Here is an 18,530-nt window from a genome sequence, read left to right on the forward strand (position 1 = left end):
ATTCTAAGTGCTGTCAATTCCAAGTACCTCCATTTCCAAAGAAATGCGACATGCTTGTTGGTGATAAGATTGTGGCCATGGCAGATGAAGCCTCCAAACGAGACCTAGTACGAATACTTCAAAGCGCATTTTCCGGCGAAGTTGCGGCCGCATATGCCTACCGCGGACACTGGAAGAGTTTGAAGAACTCGCCCGAGAAAGAGCGGATCAGGCAGATCGAAGAAGAAGAATGGGATCACCGGCGGCGTGTCGGCGAGTGGCTCGCGAAACTCGGAGCTGCACCTAGGCCGTTTAGAGAAAAGGTATTCTGGACCATCGGCCGCGTTTTGGGACTGACCTGCTATGTATCGGGATGGTTCATGCCGATGTACTTTGCCGGCCGTTTAGAAAGCAAGAACTCCGTCGAATACGAGGATGCGGCCGTTTTTGCCCGTGAACTCGGCATGCAGGATTGTGTCAACGATCTGCTGGACATGGCACGCGTCGAAGTGGAACACGAGGTGTTCTTCCGCGACGTCGTGAGCGGACATCGCCTGCTGCCTATCATGAAACGAGTATTTGGTTGGAGTTAGACGGTTGACCTAAACCAATCGACAAACTTGGGAATACCATCGGCGATCTTTGTTTGGGGATCGTAACCCAAAAGCCGGCGTGATTTGCTGATATCCGCAAAAGTCGCCGGAACGTCGCCGGGCTGCATCGGCTGGCGGTCGATGACCGCGCTCATGTCGAGCGACCGTTCGACCAGCGAGATCAGTTGGCTGAGTTCGGTTGTCTCCGATTCACCTAAGTTAAAAACCTCGTATATCGAGCTGTCGTAGTCGATCGCTGCTCGGACGCCGTCGATTATATCGTCAATATATGTGTAGTCACGCCGCGTCGAACCGTCACCGAAAACCTGTATCGGTTTGCCTTCGGTGATAAGTTTCGCAAACTTGTGGATCGCGAGGTCGGGCCGCTGCCGCGCACCGTAAACAGTGAAGAACCGCAGGCAAATGCAGCGAATATCGTAGAGATGCGAGTATGTGTGGCAAATGAGTTCGCCGGCTGCCTTTGTAGCCGCGTATGGCGAGATCGGCTGATGGATGCGGTCGTCCTCCGCAAACGGCACTTTTTGATTAATGCCATAAACACTCGATGATGAGCCAAAAACGAACTGCTTGATACCGTGTTCACGGCATAGTTCCAGCAAGTTCAACGTACCGTTGATGTTCGTTTCCGCGTATATCTTCGGTTCGGAAAGCGACGGCCGCACTCCGGCTCGTGCCGCGAGATGGGCGATGACATCGAATTTCTCACTAGCGAAAACTTTCGCCATCGCGTCCTCGTCGCGAATGTCCGCCTCGATGAATTTGTATTCCGGCCGCTTCAGATGCTCCGCGATATTCGAGTGCTTTATCTCCGGCGAATAAAAATCATTAAGATCATCAACGACGGTGATCTGCCAGCCGCCTTCCGCCAGGAGCCTGTCCACTAGGTGCGAGCCAATGAAACCCGCTCCGCCCGTTACAAGTATGTTTCGCGTCACACCCGAGATTTTATCTCAGCCACGCGGAAGGTGCGAGGCAGTTCGCGTTGATTTTGGCTGACGCAGCGTTTCCCTTGTGTTTTAAGCTCTGCGTTAACTATACTTTACGAGGTACGCAGCAATGATGGGAGGCACTATTTGAAAACTGAATTCGAACGCACGAACCTGTCTGCTGAAGGAATGAGGTTTGCGGTCGTCGTTGCCCGTTGGAACCGCAACATCACATCACAGCTTGAGGCAGGTGCCATCCGCGGGCTGACATCTGCCGGATGTGCGGAAGAACATATCAGCATTTTTGCTGTGCCCGGGGCCTTCGAGTTGCCGCTCGCTTGCAAAAAGGCTGCTGATACGCGAAAGTTTGATGCGGTCATTGCTTTGGGCTGCGTTATCAGGGGCGACACGCCGCATTTTGACTTTGTCGCAGGCGAGGCAGCACGCGGTTTAATGGATGTTTCGCTGGAAACAGGCGTGCCGGTGATATTCGGAGTGATAACGACCGAGGATTTAGAGCAGGCGATCGCCCGAGCCGGTGACGCGGACGATCCTCACAACAAGGGCAATGAGGCTGCGGTCACGGCGATCGAAATGGCTCACATCTGCCGGGAGATCAGCGATCCCGTCCAAATTTAGCAACATCAGCAGTATCCCGATGTCTTTTGAAAAGCCAGAGAAGAGTTCAGGCACAAGGCACAAAGCCCGCGAAGCCGCACTGCAAATGCTTTTTGCCGCAGATGTGGCGAAAACCGCTCCCGACGACCTTTGCAACAACTACTGGGGCACTCTTGGCGAGGATGGCCTAGACGCCGCCACTCGTGATTTCGCCGACAGCCTGGCGAAAGGTACTCTCGAGAAGATCGAGGTCGTTGATGAGCGGATCAAGCATCGGGCGGAACATTGGCGCATCGAGCGAATGGCGTGCGTTGACCGAAACATTCTCAGACTCGCCATTTACGAACTCCTGTATCGGGATACGCCGGCGACTGTCATCATTAACGAAGGACTCGAACTCGCTCGTTGTTTTTCGACCTTTGAATCTACCCAGTTCATCAACGGCATCCTTGATGCGATCAAGCACGATCTCGAGAATGACGCATCGACAGCAGATGACGCCATCAAGACCAAGGCAACAACAAAATAGCAGCAGAACCTATTACGGGGTATCCGCTGTTATTCTCCTCGGCATTCTTGTTCTCTTTTCCACCGCAGCGGCTCAGGAGCTGCCAAAAGAGATCCGCGGCTACAAGGTCCACAGAGCCAAGGTTCTTGTTGAACCCGACCCAAAACAGAGCAACGCCGATCAGGGGCATTCCGCTAAGCCTGATGCCGTCGTCAAGGTGCCTCGTCCGCGTGTCGTCGACATCGGGCTGACGGGAATTATCCTGGAGGTCACAACCAACATTTCGCCTCCGAAACAACGAGGTAAAGTCGAATTCCTTATGTTTCACGGTATTACCGTAAACGGAATACCCCTAGAAATTGAGGAATATCGCAAGCCGTTCGAGCTTTCGGGCGACCCCTCAAAACCGCTCACGCTTCCCGTTCGAGCTTATATCCGCAATACCGATATCTTGCGTGCCGCTTATCGCGAACTCGTTGACTCAAAAGAGCAATGGAAGGTGAAAGGCCGCATCTTTGTGTTCGGGCGTTTTAAGAAGTTCGGCTTTTCCTTCAAACGCGTTATCCCAGTTGACTTTGACCTAGAGGTCCCGAATCCGCTCCGCTGACATTTCGCTGCATTCGATCGCCAAAGAGTTACTTTGCGGCCGCGATATGCGGTATCATAGGGGTTTACGTCAGAGGTTGAGATGAATACGACGGAAAACAAAGATATCTCGGGATTTATCAAAGAGGCTTTTGGCTCTAACGCCACCTACGTAGAAGGACTGCTTGCACGATACAGGCAGGATCCCAAGCTGGTCGATGAGTCGTGGCAGGAGTATTTCGGTGAACTGCTGACCGCCTCGTCGGAAAGCGGTGAGCCCAAAGCAGCAAATGCGTCGGTACAGCCCGTAGAACCGCAAAAGACAGCATCAAAAGCGGCGGCACTCGAGGTTACAGATGGGAAACCCATCACGGGCCCGGCTAAAAAGATCGTCGAGAACATGGAGCAGAGCCTTTTGGTTCCGACCGCAACCAGCTTCCGATCCATCCCCGTCAAGCTTTTAGAGGAAAATCGACGGATCATCAACGAACACTTAGCGAACCGCGGCCGCGGCAAAGCATCGTTCACACACATCATTGCTTGGGCGATAGTAGAGGCCGCAAGGGCTATTCCTTCGATGAACACAGGCTACGGCCTTACGAACGGAGTGCCGGCCCGTCTGGAACGTGAAAGCGTCAATCTCGGCATAGCCATCGACATCAAGAAAAAGGACGGCTCGCGGAACCTGCTCGTTCCGAATATCAAAGAAGCTCAGGCGATGAATTTCTCTGAGTTTTTTGATGCTTACAATGACAAGATTTCCCGGGCTCGCGAAGGAAAGCTCGAGATAGCCGACTTTCAGGGCACCACGATCTCGCTGACCAATCCCGGCACGATAGGCACTGTGGCGTCGAACCCGCGTTTAATGTCCGGCCAAAGTGCGATCATTGCGACCGGAGCTATTGAATACCCTGCTGAATATCAGGCGATGACCGACGAAGCCCTGTCCCAGCTCGGCATCAGCAAGATAATGACGATGACGAACACTTACGATCATCGCGTCATTCAGGGTGCGGAGAGCGGACTCTTTCTCGCCCGAATTCATGAATATCTGGTTGGAAAGCACGGTTTTTATGACGGCATCTTTGCCGATATCGAACTGAATTACCCTCCGCTTCGCTGGGCCACGGATAACAATCCCGCTCTTTTCGGCAGCAACCGCGAAGCCGAACACATAGAAAAGCAGGCGAATGTCCTTCAGCTCATTAACGCATATCGCACGCGCGGCCATCTTTTGGCGGATATCGATCCGCTTGGGATGACCTCTTACCATGCGGCGGAGCTTGATCTGGAAAATTTCGGGCTTACGATCTGGGACCTCGACCGTGAATTCATTACAGGCGGACTGCACGGTGAAAAAACGGCAAGTTTGCGGCGAATTTTGAGTATTCTTCGGCGTGCATACTGCGGCAAGGTCGGTATCGAATACCGCCACATCCAATCTAAAGAAGAAAAAGAATGGATCAGGCAGAAAGTCCGCGAACACTTCGTCGATACAGAGCCGCTCGCAGCCGACATTAAGAAAGAATTGCTGCAAAAGCTGATCGAAGCTGAGCAGTTCGAACAGTTCCTGCACAAGAAATATTTGGGCCAGAAGCGTTTTTCGCTCGAAGGCTGTGAGACCGTTATTCCTATGCTTGATCAGCTTGTCGAGGAGTCCGCGATCCGCGGCATAGACGAGATCTACATGGGAATGGCTCACCGTGGGCGCCTTAATGTTCTGTCGAACATCATTGGCGACCCTGAAACGGGAGACATGGCGGAACGTATTTTCACGGTCTTTGAAGGAACGTCGCACCCTGACTTCCCTGCTGACGAAGGTGATGTGAAGTATCACCAGGGTGCCATCGGCAACCGTAAAACACGGAACGGAAAAGAGATACGCATACAGTTGTCGTGTAATCCCAGCCATCTGGAGGCCGTGAATCCCGTAGTTGAGGGCATGGCCCGTGCTCGTCAGGACGATCTGAGGAACGGTGCAGGGCTAACTCGTGAGGAAGCCTACGATAGAGTGATGCCGGTCCTGCTCCACGGTGATGCAGCGTTTGCGGGTCAGGGCGTCGTGATGGAAACGCTGCAGCTCGCTAATCTGCCCGGTTATCGGACCGGCGGTACGGTACACATCGTTATCAACAACCAGATCGGATTCACGACATCGCCGGAACTTAGCCGAAGTTCTATTTACTCTACCGACGCCGCTCAGATCACGCAGACGCCGATCTTCCATATCAACGGCGATGATCCGGAAGCTGCGTTTCGCGTCATACAGATCGCACTTGAATACCGTCACACTTTCAACAAGGACGTTGTACTCGACCTTGTCGGTTTTAGACGACTTGGCCACAACGAAGGCGATGAGCCGAGCTATACACAGCCTGTGATGTACGCCCGCGTCAAGGCACATCCGGGCACACAGCACCTTTACGCCCGGCAGCTGATCCGTGAGGGCGTCATATCTGAGGACGACCTTAAGGCGATGACCGACAAGGTCGTCGAAAAGTACGAAGGCATTTTGTCGCATGCGAAACAGATCGCGTCCGAAAAGCCTGCACGAGCTGCCTTGCCCCAACATCCTAATGACGAGGACGGCTCGACCATTTTGGAGACCGGCGCGTCTGCAGATGTACTTTCTAAGGTCGCGGACAAGGTATCGCTGGTTCCTGACGGATTCAATATCAATCCTAAGATGGTTGGCCAACTCGGCCGTCGTGCAAAGATGGGCTCGGGCGAAGTGCCGATGGATTGGGGTTTTGCGGAAGCTATGGCTTTCGGAACGCTGGTGGCCGAAGGCACTCCCGTTCGGATCAGCGGTCAGGATTCGGGGCGTGGAACTTTCTCTCAGCGGCACGCTTCGATGTACGACACAATGACCGGCGACCGCTGGACACCGCTCGGCGAACTGACCAGCGAACGAAACCCAACTGCGAGGTTCTACGTTTTCGACAGCTCGCTTTCCGAATACGCCGTTCTCGGTTTCGAGTACGGTTATTCCGTCGTCTGCGTCAACGACCTCGTAATGTGGGAGGCTCAGTTCGGCGATTTCTCGAATGGCGCGCAGATCATCATTGATCAGTATATTTCGGCATCAGAGGACAAGTGGCAGCAGAAATGCCGACTGGTGATGCTGTTGCCGCACGGTTACGAAGGCCAAGGTCCGGAACACTCCAGCTCAAGGCTCGAACGCTACCTGCAGCTTTGTGCCGAGAACAATATGCAGGTCTGCTATCCGACCACACCTGCACAGTATTTCCACCTGCTGCGTCGGCAGGTCAGGCAAGACAGCGTTCGTCCGCTCGTCGTGATGACGCCTAAAAGCCTGCTCCGTTTGCCGGCCGCCACATCCACGATGGCCGAGCTTGAGAATGGCGGATTTCAACCTGTAATTGATGACATTTCGATCGAAAGCAAGGAATCAGTTCGCCGCGTTGCGGTTTGCAGCGGAAAGGTCTATTACGACCTCTTGGCAGCACGTGAAAACAACGACGTAGCCATCATCAGGCTTGAACAGTTTTATCCTTTTCCGGCGACACGGCTCCGTGATGCCATCGCCTCTTATTCAAATGCTGCAGAGATCGTCTGGGTGCAGGAAGAACCCATGAATATGGGCGGTTGGCAGTTCGTCGAACGCCGCATCGAGGCTGTTTTGCCCGACGGCAAGGCATTGAGATTTATCGGCCGGCCCGCGTCCGCTTCACCCGCAACGGGATCATACGCGATACACGAGCTCGAACAGTCTAAGCTCGTCGCGGAAACTCTGAATACCGGTTCTGCGGAGAGCACCGCTGCAGTACAGAATTAGAAGTTTGAAGAATGAAGGTAAATATCGAGATCCGTAATCTTCTTTTTACGTCACTGGCGTCCGCAGCGGTCCTCGTGCTGCTTCTTGCGTGCCAGTCAAAAACGGCGAGCGGCGAGTCGCCCTCACAGCCGGAGAAACCTCAGGCCGAGGCGACCCCGAAGAACACTGAACCCGTCACGATCGCGGCTGTCGGCGATATAATGCTGGGTTCGCCATTTCCCAATGAATCCCGCATGCCGCCGAACGACGGAGCCGACCTGCTGAAGGATGTGACGCCCATTTTGTCTGCTACTGACATCGCCTTCGGCAACCTTGAAGCACCGATGACCGACAGCGGCGTTTCGGCTAAATGCCGGCCCGGTTCGACGCGTTGTTTCGCATTCCGGATGCCTACGCGTTACAACAAATACCTGAAAGAAGCGGGGTTTGACGTGATGAGCCTTGCCAACAATCACGCCGGTGATTTCGGCGACAAGGGCCGTGCAGATACACGTGCGGCTCTGGACGCGGTCGGCATAAAACACGCCGGCAGCGACCGCGCACAGTTCTCCACTACATATCTCGACGTAAAGGGTAAACGCGTTGCATTCATTGGGTTTGCACACAACAACGTCGTTCCGAACATTAACGATCTGGCGGCGGCGCGCAACTATGTAATTGAGGCCGACAAACAGGCTGATATCGTCGTCGTCTCGTTCCACGGCGGTGCCGAGGGCTCCGGCGCACAGAACGTCCCGAACCGCACCGAGCTGTATTTTGGCGAGGCACGAGGCAATCTGCCGCTGTTCTCGCGAACGGTCATCGATGCGGGTGCCGACCTGGTCCTGGGCCATGGGCCGCACGTGCTTCGCGGGATGGAGATCTACAAGGACCGCCTGATCGCGTATAGCCTCGGCAATTTCTGCACTTACGGCTGGTTCCAGCTTGCCGGTGAGACGGCATTGACCATCATCCTCGAAGCAAAGCTCGATCCCGAAGGCCGTTTCCTCGGCGGAAAGCTCCACGCCGGCAAACAGGAGGGCCGCGGAATTCCCGTCCTCGATCCGTCCGGCGAAGCCATCCGAAAGATGCGTTCGCTCTCAGAAACGGATTTCGGCCAGAATGCTCCAAAAATAGACGAAAACGGCGACATTTCGATCAAAAAATAGCTAAAAAGGGGCTCGGCTACACACGGCTCTTTACGGCGGCGGGCAAAAAATGCCCGTCGCCGTTTGCCGTTTGCACGTCAGGATCACGCAACAAGGTCAGATAATAGACGGGCCGCTGTGCAGAATGGCGGCAGGCATCGGATCGAAGCGGGATATACCATACGCATGGGGCCGTGAGGCGCCGCGAGCAGAGCAGCGTGCAGAGTTGATAGCTGACAGATGAAAGTTGAGAGTTGAGGGTTAATGGTTTTGTTTGGAATTGCCCCACCCTTTAGAGCGGGGTTTTTTGATGCTCTTTAGAACCTGGGCTTTAGCCCTCAATGATGGAAAGCAATTTGGGCTAAAGCCCGGATCAGGGTTGTTCACCTTGTCCGTCGGCTAAAGCCGACGGCAATTCTAAATAATTATTTCCAAGATGCGGGCTGGCAGCCTGCGGTCTCTAAGTCCAACCACCCGCTACCGCAGGTGGTTCTGACAAGATGCGGGCTGGCAGCCTGCGGTCTCTGAGTCCAACCACCCGCTACCGCAGGTGGTTCTGACAAGATGCGGGCTGGCAGCCTGCGCAGATCAGCGGGGGCGTTGCCCCCTTCCTGACACACTTGTATTTGTGTTGAAGAGAAGATCAAAGCCTGATCACCGGTCAACGCAGAGAAACTGATGCAAGATCACAACCGGACAGTCGGGAAGGGGGCAACGCCCCCGCTCCGTGACCGCTTCTCTGTCGCCCATGCCCCTGCCTTTTTCCTTGACATATATTTGTATAGGTTTATACTCACAGAACAATCTCGCGCAGTCAGTATGATCAGCTGTTTCAGCTCTCTTGCGAATGGACGCCCCGCTTCCCCTTTGTATAGAGGGCTGACGGAGAGCATCCGTGCGCTTTGATCTCAACGAGAAAGTTCAGATATCAACAGGAAGGAAAAATCATGGTCGTCAACAAGCTATCGTTTCGTTTTGCAACCCTCGTCATCGCCATCGCAGCCGCAGTTGCGGCAGGTGCCTATATCACCGACCGCGCGTCAGCGGCGTCTTTCGGACTTTTCGCCCCGGCCGAGACTGTAAACGTCTTTGACGTAGAACCGCCCGCCGCGTTTGCTCCCGGCACGTGCGATACAGCAGGGCCGATCGAGGTCGAGGGTTCGATCCTCGGCACGACGCCGACAGCTTATCCGACGTTGGCGGCGGCTTTCGTTGCTATTAACGGAGGCGTGCATACGGGAGATATTGCGATAGACGTCTGCGGCAATACAGACGAAGGCACGGCAACGGCGACGCTGAACGCGAGCGGGACTGGCTCAGCTTCATACACGACAATAACAATTAGTCCGGCAGGCGGTGCGGCCCGAACCATTTCAGGTGCAACGAACGCAGGCAATCCGCTAATAGATCTCAATGGCGCCGACAACGTAACTATCGACGGCCTGAACACCGGCGGCAGCTCGCTGACGATCGCAAACACGACCGTTTCGGCGACGAGCGGTACTTCGACGATCCGATTCATCGGCGGTGCGACGAACAACACGATCACGAACTCGAACATTCAGGGCTCGGGCACGATGAGCGTTGCGACAAACGGTGCAACGATCTTTTTCAGCACGGACGCTGTTACCGCCAACGGCAACGACAACAACACGATCTCAAACAACGACATCGGCCCAGCCGGAGCGAATCTGCCGACAAAGGCGATCCTCGGCAACGGCTCAACAACAACAACCGCTATTGGAAACAGCGGAATTGTCATCAATAACAACAATATTTTCGATTATTTTGGTGCGGCGGTCACGAGTTCGGGAGTTGCTACCAACGGCGGTTGCAATACTTGGTCCATCACCAACAACCGTTTCTATCAAACCGGAACACGTACATGGACGACTGGTGCGATACACCGAGCGATTGATATTGGTAATACAAGTGCAACCAACGGTGCTCAAGGTTTTACGATCACGGGAAATACTATCGGATTCTCGTCGAGTTTGGGGACCGGCACTTATACACTGACCGGTTCTACCGGAAAATTCCAAGGTATCGTCTTTAATGGTATTACGGGCGGAGCTGTTTCCAATATCAACAGCAATACCATTCAATCAGTCCTTTTGTCCGGTGTTACGTCAAGCGGCACCAGTACTTCAAGTCCATTTACTGGGATTCTTATTAACAACGGCCTTGCCACTACCAACAGCAATTCGATCGGAGGGCAAGGCGTAAGTGGTGGTTCGTTGACGTTTTCCACTAACACCACAAACGCAACGGACGTACATGGAATCTTCAATTTCAGTTTCGATATCACGAACGCGGCAAGCAACAATATCGGCGGTATTACCGTAACCAATGCAGCGGCATCAGGAACCTTTGTCTTCTACGGAATTAGACTCAACACTGGAACCACGGTTGCCGGAAACCTCACTTCAAATTTAGTCGGCGGAACGGTTGCGAATTCCATTCAATTGAATGCCACGGGCACAGCGTCGCAAATGATCGGCATACAGACTTCAAACGCCCCGGCTGTGTTCACATCAAATACGGTTAGAAATCTAACAACAAATATTGGAACGGGAACAACCATCGGAGCCTCGGTAATAGGTATCAATATAACAAGCTCAACACCTAATCACACGCTGTCGCAGAATACTATCCACACGCTGACGAACACTAACGCAACGGCGGCGAGTGTTGTAACGGGCATTCAGTTCACCGGTAGCACAGCGAACGTCGTTGAGCGTAATCTGATCTACAACCTGCTTGCACCGACGACCAACACCGGAGGCGAGATAAGCGGTATCCGTATCGCGGGCGGTACGACGCAGTATCGCAACAATATGATCGCATTGGGGGCGAATCAGGCGACCGCCCTCGGTAACGCTGCATCGAACTCCGCCGTTTCCGGTATTAATGGTATCAACGAGGCTCTCGGCACGAATCAATTTTTCCACAACAGCGTTTACATCGGCGGTACGGCAACGAGCGGAGCGGGTGCTTCGTACGCATTTAACGGGACGGTTACGACAAACACCCGTTCGAACCGCGACAATATCTATTTCAACGCACGTACGAACAGCGGCGGCACGGGGACAAACTATGCCATCAAATACAACGGAGGAGTCCCTAACCCTACCGGCCTGACGGTAAACAACAACGTTTATTTTGCCAACGGAACCGGCGGTGTATTCGGCTATTTTAATGGTGCCGACCGAACCAATTTGGCAGCATGGCGAACAGCGGTCGGCCAAGACCTAGGCAGTTTTGAATCAAACCCGCAGTTCAATGCACCGACGGCGGCAACGCCTGATCTGCACCTGCACCCGACGAATCCGACGGTTGCGGAGGGCAACGGCGTAGATGTTGGTGTAGTGCTCGATTTCGACGGACAGACCCGCAGCGGCCTGACACCGGTCGATATCGGAGCCGACGCAGGCAACTTTGTCGGCATCGACCTCGCACCGCCGGTCATTTCGTACACACCGCTTGGCAATACGAGCAGCACGTCGAATCGTACGCAGTCGGCGACGATCACTGACGTGACAGGCGTTAACACAACGGTCACATTAGGCCCGAGGATATATATAAGCAAGAACGCTGCTCCGTATGTCGGCACAACCTGTACACAGACGGGCGGCACGCCGCAGAACGGCACTTGGGATTGCGAGATCAATTACACAACGGTCGGCGGTGTCGTCGCGGGCGACCAGATCCGCTACTTCATAGTCGCTCAGGATACCGTCGGTAATGTCGGAGCGAATCCGAACGCGGGCTTTGCCGCGACGGACGTAAACAACATCTCGTCAACACCGACAAACCCGGTCACCTACAACATTGTGGGCTCCGTCTCCGGCAGCTATGACGTCGGGACCGGCGAGACATATACTTCGCTGACCAACCCCGGCGGTATTTTCGAATACATCAACAATAACGAGGTCACCGGTGACGTCACGATCAACATCACCACAGACCTCGCGGGCGAGACCGGTACGCACGCTCTGAATGAGTTTGCATCGCCATTCACGGTGCTGATCAAACCAAGTGCAGGTCCGCGAACTATCACAGGATCGAACGCTAATGGACTTATCAAACTTAACGGTGCCGACCGAGTACGCATTGACGGCTCGTCTGCGGCTTCAGTGCTTGGCGGCAACGCATCATTGCGGGAGATGACGATAACCAACACCGGCTCGGGAGCGATCATTTGGATCGGTACTAACGCTACGAGCGGTGCAAACAATAACTCAATTCAAAACCTGAACCTCGTCGGGCCCGGTTCGTTTGCCGGTCAAGGCATACTCGCGGGAAGCGGCGCTACATTAGGAAACGCAGCCGAGAACGGACGACCGAACTCGAATAACGCGATCAGGAATAATAGCTGCGTCGGGGTACAGAATTGCGTCTTCACCTCAGGTGATGCCGTAACGCGTGACCAGAACTGGGTCATTTCCGAAAACGATTTTGGCTCGACAACGGTCGCTCAAAAACTCTCATTCCGTGGGGTGTTTGTCAGTGGGGCCGATAATTTCCAGATAACTGAGAACCGCATTAGTGGTATCGCCTCCTCAACGGGAACGTCCGCCACAATGTCCGGTATTCAGATTGCCGGCGTCATTAATGGCGGTCTAATAGCGAGGAATGAAATAAAGGATATCCGTCAGAACAACACTGTTGGTTGGGGAAGCAATGGCTTATTGATTGGCTCGACGTCGTCGACGTCAGGCCTGGTGATTGCAAATAACTTCATCTCGGATATCCGTTCGCAAGGCTTTAATGGTTTTGCCGTTGCTGATAATGGCTACGGCGTAGCCATCGCTACAGGCGGTGGCTATAACGTCTATAACAATACTGTTGTAATGGACACAAACCAGACTACGGTAGGCGGCCATTCGTCGAATTTCCTAATTCTCGCCACAGTTGTTGCTGGCGGGGTCGATCTAAGAAATAACATCATTGTAAATACTCAGACGATCGGCAATCGTTACGGAATTATCGACATGGGCACGACCGCAGCGGCCTATTCAGCCCTCGACTATAATCTCTATCACAATCCGACCGGGGCAAACTTTGGCCGACTCAATTCAGTTAATCATGCAACCCTGGCGGCGTGGCAAGGTGCGACGGCACGCGACGCAAACTCCTTATCAGGCGATCCGCTATTTGTATCACCTACGGACCTGCATATCACGAATCTAAGCCCTGCTTTCGATACCGGTGTGACCATCGCCGGCGTGTCCATCGATATAGATGGCGATGCGCGACCGCAGGGTGCGGCGTATGACATCGGTGCGGACGAGGTGCTGGTGACGCCGCAGTATCTGCTGACGGTGACGCCGGCGGGAACAGGAACGGGATTGGTGACGAGTTCGCCCGCGGGCATCAACTGCGGCGGCGATTGTACGGAGCTGTACGACGAGAATACCGTAGTTACGCTGACCGCTGTCGCCGATATGGGCTCGGTATTCACGGGCTGGTCGGGCGGCGGATGTGCGGGAACGGGAACGTGCATTGTGACAATGTCGCAAGCTCGCAACGTGACCGCGACATTTGACCTTATACCGCCTTCGCCGACACCGACGCCGATAACTGAGGTGCAGTTCGCGGCGGCGACGTTCATGGACGATGAATCGCAATCTGCTTTGATCACGGTTACGAGAACGGGCGATCTGACTGTGGCGTCGAGCGTGGATGTGGTCATTACTGACAACACCGCGACCGGCGGAGCGACGTGCGGGCCGACAGTGGATTATGTCTATTCCGGGCCGATCAACGTCAGCTTCCCGATCAGTAGCGGATCGCAGTCGTTCAGCGTGCCTCTGTGCTCGGATATGCTGTTCGAGAATACGGAAAGCGCAGATCTGTCGCTGACAAACAACGTCGGAGCTGACATCGGCACTCCTTCTACGGCGACTCTGATGATCAATGACACGGCGAACCAGTGGCGCAACACCACGCCGATCGACATCACGCTCGGCAATGTCGCGAATCCGTATCCGTCGAGCATCAACGTCACGGGAGCACCGGCATCGGTCGGTTCGATCAGGGTCACGCTGTATGACTTCTATCACGAGTTCCCGGACAACGTGGACATACTGCTTGTCGGCCCGAACGGCAACAAGTACGTGCTGATGGCGGACGTTGGCGGACCGGGACCGGGAATACAGTTCCCGAACCACGTCACACTGACGTTCTCGGACATCGCCGCACAGACGGTGCCCGACAGCACCGCACCGACGACCGGCAATTACAAGCCGACGAACTGTGAGACGCCTGTTCTGGCATTCGCACCGCCGGCACCGGGACTTCCCTACACGGAACCGGGCTGCGCATTGATCAGGCCTGTCGAACAATCGATGTTCGGGCAATTCGGCCTGGCGGACGGCAACGGCGTCTGGAGCCTGTACATACGCGACGACGCGGGAACGCCTCTCGCACCTGACACGCTCATGGGCGAGATACTCGGCGGCTGGGGCCTGCAATTGCTCCCGCCGACATCGACCTCAGTTACCGTATCTGGACGCGTGACAACATCGGAAGGAGCCGGCCTGCGTAACGCTGTCGTTTCGATGACCGACTCGCTCGGCATCAAACGCACGGTAACGACCAGTTCGCTCGGCTACTATGTCTTCACGGACATTCCGGTCGGCGACACCTACATCGTGGGCGTATCGTCGCGTCGGTACCGCTTTACGACGCGGCTCGTGCCGGTACTCGATCCGATCTCGGACCTCGATTTCATCGGGCAAGAGTGATCCCCTCTAAACAATTCGGCACAAAGCAGGCGGCCTTCGATCTCGGGGGCCGCATTTTTCTCTCCGGCCACGCCATATTGCAGGAATGTTAAATCAGGGAGATTTTTATTTCCCTTGATAGCTTCACGAACGTAAATTAGACGTTACTGCTTAAGTCTATTTGAAACACAGATCGAGTTTTCTGCTTGAAGCGGGCGGTACGTATGCCCGGCAAACGCACCTATAGGAGTATTTCTAATGAAGAACATTGAGAAACGAAATGGCAGGTATTTTCTAGGTATCCTGGGACTGACCGTAATGCTTACCGCGGCGTTCTCACTCGCCGGAAATGTATCGGTGTCTCAGGCACGTACATCCTTCAGCGGGCTTTTCGGGCCGGATGCGGTTGTCGGAGGCGGCGAAGCGGCGGCTGAAAAAGCTGCAAGCTTTGAAGCCTCGAACAACGATGCAGCGTTCACGTCCGGAAATCTAGCCGTTGTGGTTGCCGCCGCCAGCGCCAACAATACTACGGCGTCAGTGGTCGAACTCAGCCCGACGAGTCCCGCGTCGAACCCGGTTCAGACAATTGCCGTCCCCGGAACCGGCCCTGACGCCATTCGCATAAGCGGCTCCGCGACCAGCACCGGATACGCCAGCCTTACGGCTGACCGGACTCGTCTCACCTTTACCGGAGCAAACTCTGAAGTTACCGGCTCGAATGTCAATACATTGAACCCCCGGGCTGTCGTTGCTTTTACCGCAGACGGCAACTTCACTCTTCCGACGACATACACCGGCAACAGCGGCAACCAAACGCGTGCCGCGACATCGGCAGACAATTCAACCTGGTGGATCGCCGATCAAGGCGGTGTCTATACTAACGGATCGACTTCTGCCAGCCCGGCCGCAAATATCAGGAACATCAGGACATTTGGCGGCGTCGTTTACACGGGCCTCGCTTCGGGTACGGCCACAAACATACAGGTCTCGACCGTAAGTGCTCCGAGCGGCGGTGTGATCACAGGTCTGCCGGGGCTGACGAACAACGCAAACACTCAGGACTTTTACTTCATCTCGTCAGTGGAGAACGGTTCGGCATTTGATGTCCTATACGTGCTCTCAGCTACGAGCAACACCGCAGGAACGATCGCAAAATACTCTTTTGACGGATCGACGTGGGTCGCAAACGGAACTTACACGACAACGTTCGGCGGATTCGGACTTGCAGCCGCACGCCGCTCGACCGCGCCTGGAGCGTTCCTTTATGTATCGACCGGTCAAGGTGCTCTGACGGCAAACAGCGTGATCCGCCTGATCGACACGGCGGGATATAACGCGGCCATCGCGATCGATACTGCGGATAACGTCACACTTTTTACTGCACCGGCTGGAAATATCATCAAGGGTGTTGATTTCGCACCGGTCGCAGGTACCGGACCGTCACCAACACCGACGCCAACACCAACACCGACGCCAACACCAACACCGACGCCGACGCCAACACCGACACCGACGCCGACGCCAACGCCAACACCAACACCAACACCGACACCGACACCAACACCGACGCCGACGCCAACACCGACACCGACGCCGACGCCAACGCCAACACCGACACCGACACCATCGCCAACACCGACACCGACGCCGTCACCGTCACCAACACCGACGCCAACACCGACACCGACGCCGTCACCGTCACCAACACCGTCACCGAGCCCGTCACCTGGGCCGTCGCCGTCCTGCACGCCTTTCACTCAGGGATTCGAGGATGTTGGAACACTTCCGGGTGGTGGTTGGTCACTGCAGAACCTGTCAGAACCGGGTCCAGGGACGACTGGTTGGTTCCAGGGCAATCCAACGGTGTTCCCGTCGCATACAGGAGACCCAAATTCATATATCGGAGCGAATTTCAACAACGGAACGGGCGTCGCAACGCTTAGCAACTGGCTACTTACACCAGTGGTCACGCTTGAGAACGGCGTGCAGATGTCCTTCTGGACGCGTACAACAACCAACAATCCTTTCCCCGATCGCCTGCAGGTGCGTATGAGCACGGCGGGCACAAGCACGAACGTTGGCTCAACCGCCACATCGGTTGGTGATTTCACCAACCTGCTTCTTGATATCAACCCGACGTATCAAACCGGCGGTGTATATCCTGAAGTCTGGACGCAGTTTACGGTAACTGTAACGGGACTTGGCGGGCCGACGACCGGACGGTTTGGATTCAGGTATTTCGTAGAGGACGGCGGACCAACCGGCAACAACTCGAACTATATCGGCATAGATACGGTCGAGATCAGCTGCCCGACAGGCCCGACGCCGACGCCGACGCCTAGCCCGTCACCTGTCGAATCGCCGACGCCAACGCCGACGCCAACACCGACGCCAACACCGACGCCAACGCCGACACCAACTCCTTCGCCGTCGCCGAGCCCGTCGCCAACGCCGACGAACTTCGTGTTCTTCAGCTCGCCGACGTATATGGATGACGAGCCGAATACGGCAGTGATCACATTAAACCGATCAGGTGACACGTCGGGAGCGGCAAGTGTTGATTTCAGCACGTTGCCGGGAACGGCATTTGGCGGAGCGGCTTGTGGGCTGCTGGTGGATTACATCACAGTAACGAACCAGACGGTCAACTTTGCCGCCCGGCCAGACGACTGCGATCGTAAACGTACAGATCTGCGGAGACATCTCTGCAGAAGGCCCTGAGACAGTCATCCTGCAGCTTTCGAATCCTGTGGGAACAGGCATCGGGCCTGCAGGCGGTGCTCCGCCGCTCGGTCCGGGCACGGATGCCGTTCTGACCATCAATGACACTGCCAACCAGTTCAGGAACACGCAGTGCATCGATATCTTCGAGAACAGCATCGGTCTGCCATATCCGTCGCAGATATTCGTCAACGGCGCTACGACGAACCTGTTCCGCGTACGTGTGACGCTGTTCGACTACTGGTCGAATTCACCGGACAACGTTGACATCCTGCTTGTAGGCCCGAACGGAGCGAAATACATCCTGATGGCAGACGCAGGCGGCGTGGTCCCGATCAATCCGAACGACGCGAGGACGCTGACCTTTACTGACTCCGCTCCGCAGGTCGTGGCGAACAGCACTGCACCTGCAACCGGCGTCTATCAGCCGACGAACTGGGAGACCCCTGTAACGACATTCCCGGTACCTGCACCTGCAGGACCGTATGTCGAGCCGGGATCGACCGTCGCACGGCCGGTCAGCCAGACGATGTTCGGCAACTTCGGCGGCATCAACGCCAACGGAACATGGAGCCTGTATGTGAGAGACGACGGCGGCTTCCCGAGGCCCGACACGCAGAACGGCGGTATCTGCGGCTGGGGACTCGAACTGCTGCCGGTCACGGCTGCGGGAGTCGAGGTATCGGGACGCGTATTCACGTCGACCGGTGCTCCGCTCCGCAACGCAGAGGTCACGATGACGGACGCTAACGGTGTGGTACGCCGTGCGGTAACTTCGAGCTTCGGTTACTACCGATTCGACGAAGTGCCGGTTGGCGAGTCGTTCGTGATGAGCGTAAATTCACGCAACTACCGCTTCGTTCCGCGTGTCGTCGTTGTGACAGATACGCTGACGGATGTTGATTTCGTTGGGCTGGAATGAGGG

11 protein-coding genes are annotated in these 18,530 nt (G+C 55.3%); 10 read left to right on the forward strand and 1 reads right to left on the reverse strand.

The window, feature by feature from the left end:
• Positions 1–77: 77 nt before the first annotated feature.
• Positions 78–572, forward strand: coding sequence for a demethoxyubiquinone hydroxylase family protein (locus IPM50_07155; protein ID QQS34335.1), 495 nt, complete (start codon positions 78–80; stop codon positions 570–572).
• On the opposite strand, the gene IPM50_07160 is transcribed toward IPM50_07155, so the two are convergent.
• Positions 569–1,528 carry an SDR family NAD(P)-dependent oxidoreductase gene (locus IPM50_07160; GenBank protein QQS34336.1) on the reverse strand — a complete coding sequence of 320 codons (960 nt, stop codon included), beginning with the start codon at positions 1,526–1,528 and terminating at the stop codon, positions 569–571. The two genes, IPM50_07155 and IPM50_07160, sit on opposite strands and share 4 nt — an antisense overlap.
• 180 nt (positions 1,529–1,708) lie before the next feature.
• Here IPM50_07160 and IPM50_07165 point away from each other — a divergent pair, with 180 nt between their 5' ends.
• The 9 genes from IPM50_07165 (at position 1,709) to IPM50_07205 (ending at position 18,527) form a co-directional block, all read left to right on the forward strand.
• On the forward strand, positions 1,709–2,158 hold the full coding sequence (locus IPM50_07165; GenBank protein ID QQS34482.1) for a 6,7-dimethyl-8-ribityllumazine synthase: 450 nt from the start codon (positions 1,709–1,711) through the stop codon (positions 2,156–2,158).
• A 19-nt stretch (positions 2,159–2,177) separates the two neighbouring features.
• Entirely contained in the window at positions 2,178–2,666 is a 489-nt protein-coding gene (gene nusB / locus IPM50_07170) for a transcription antitermination factor NusB (protein QQS34337.1), read from the forward strand.
• Complete coding sequence (locus tag IPM50_07175) at positions 2,632–3,252, forward strand: hypothetical protein (GenBank protein QQS34338.1); 621 nt, start codon at positions 2,632–2,634, stop codon at positions 3,250–3,252. Before nusB ends, IPM50_07175 begins: the two co-directional genes overlap by 35 nt.
• Before the next feature lie 81 nt (positions 3,253–3,333).
• Positions 3,334–7,029 carry a multifunctional oxoglutarate decarboxylase/oxoglutarate dehydrogenase thiamine pyrophosphate-binding subunit/dihydrolipoyllysine-residue succinyltransferase subunit gene (locus IPM50_07180; GenBank protein QQS34339.1) on the forward strand — a complete coding sequence of 1,232 codons (3,696 nt, stop codon included), beginning with the start codon at positions 3,334–3,336 and terminating at the stop codon, positions 7,027–7,029.
• 11 nt (positions 7,030–7,040) lie between these two features.
• Positions 7,041–8,177 carry a CapA family protein gene (locus IPM50_07185; GenBank protein QQS34340.1) on the forward strand — a complete coding sequence of 379 codons (1,137 nt, stop codon included), beginning with the start codon at positions 7,041–7,043 and terminating at the stop codon, positions 8,175–8,177.
• Between the two features lie 49 nt (positions 8,178–8,226).
• Positions 8,227–8,400 carry a hypothetical protein gene (locus IPM50_07190; protein ID QQS34341.1) on the forward strand — a complete coding sequence of 58 codons (174 nt, stop codon included), beginning with the start codon at positions 8,227–8,229 and terminating at the stop codon, positions 8,398–8,400.
• Positions 8,401–9,103: 703 nt separating this feature from the next.
• Positions 9,104–14,905, forward strand: coding sequence for a hypothetical protein (locus tag IPM50_07195; GenBank protein ID QQS34342.1), 5,802 nt, complete (start codon positions 9,104–9,106; stop codon positions 14,903–14,905).
• A 237-nt stretch (positions 14,906–15,142) separates the two neighbouring features.
• Positions 15,143–17,605 carry a choice-of-anchor J domain-containing protein gene (locus IPM50_07200; GenBank protein ID QQS34343.1) on the forward strand — a complete coding sequence of 821 codons (2,463 nt, stop codon included), beginning with the start codon at positions 15,143–15,145 and terminating at the stop codon, positions 17,603–17,605.
• Positions 17,535–18,527 carry a carboxypeptidase regulatory-like domain-containing protein gene (locus IPM50_07205; protein ID QQS34344.1) on the forward strand — a complete coding sequence of 331 codons (993 nt, stop codon included), beginning with the start codon at positions 17,535–17,537 and terminating at the stop codon, positions 18,525–18,527. Before IPM50_07200 ends, IPM50_07205 begins: the two co-directional genes overlap by 71 nt.
• Positions 18,528–18,530 lie beyond the last annotated feature (3 nt).

The sequence above is a fragment of the Acidobacteriota bacterium genome (assembly GCA_016700075.1).
Classification (GTDB): domain Bacteria; phylum Acidobacteriota; class Blastocatellia; order Pyrinomonadales; family Pyrinomonadaceae; genus OLB17.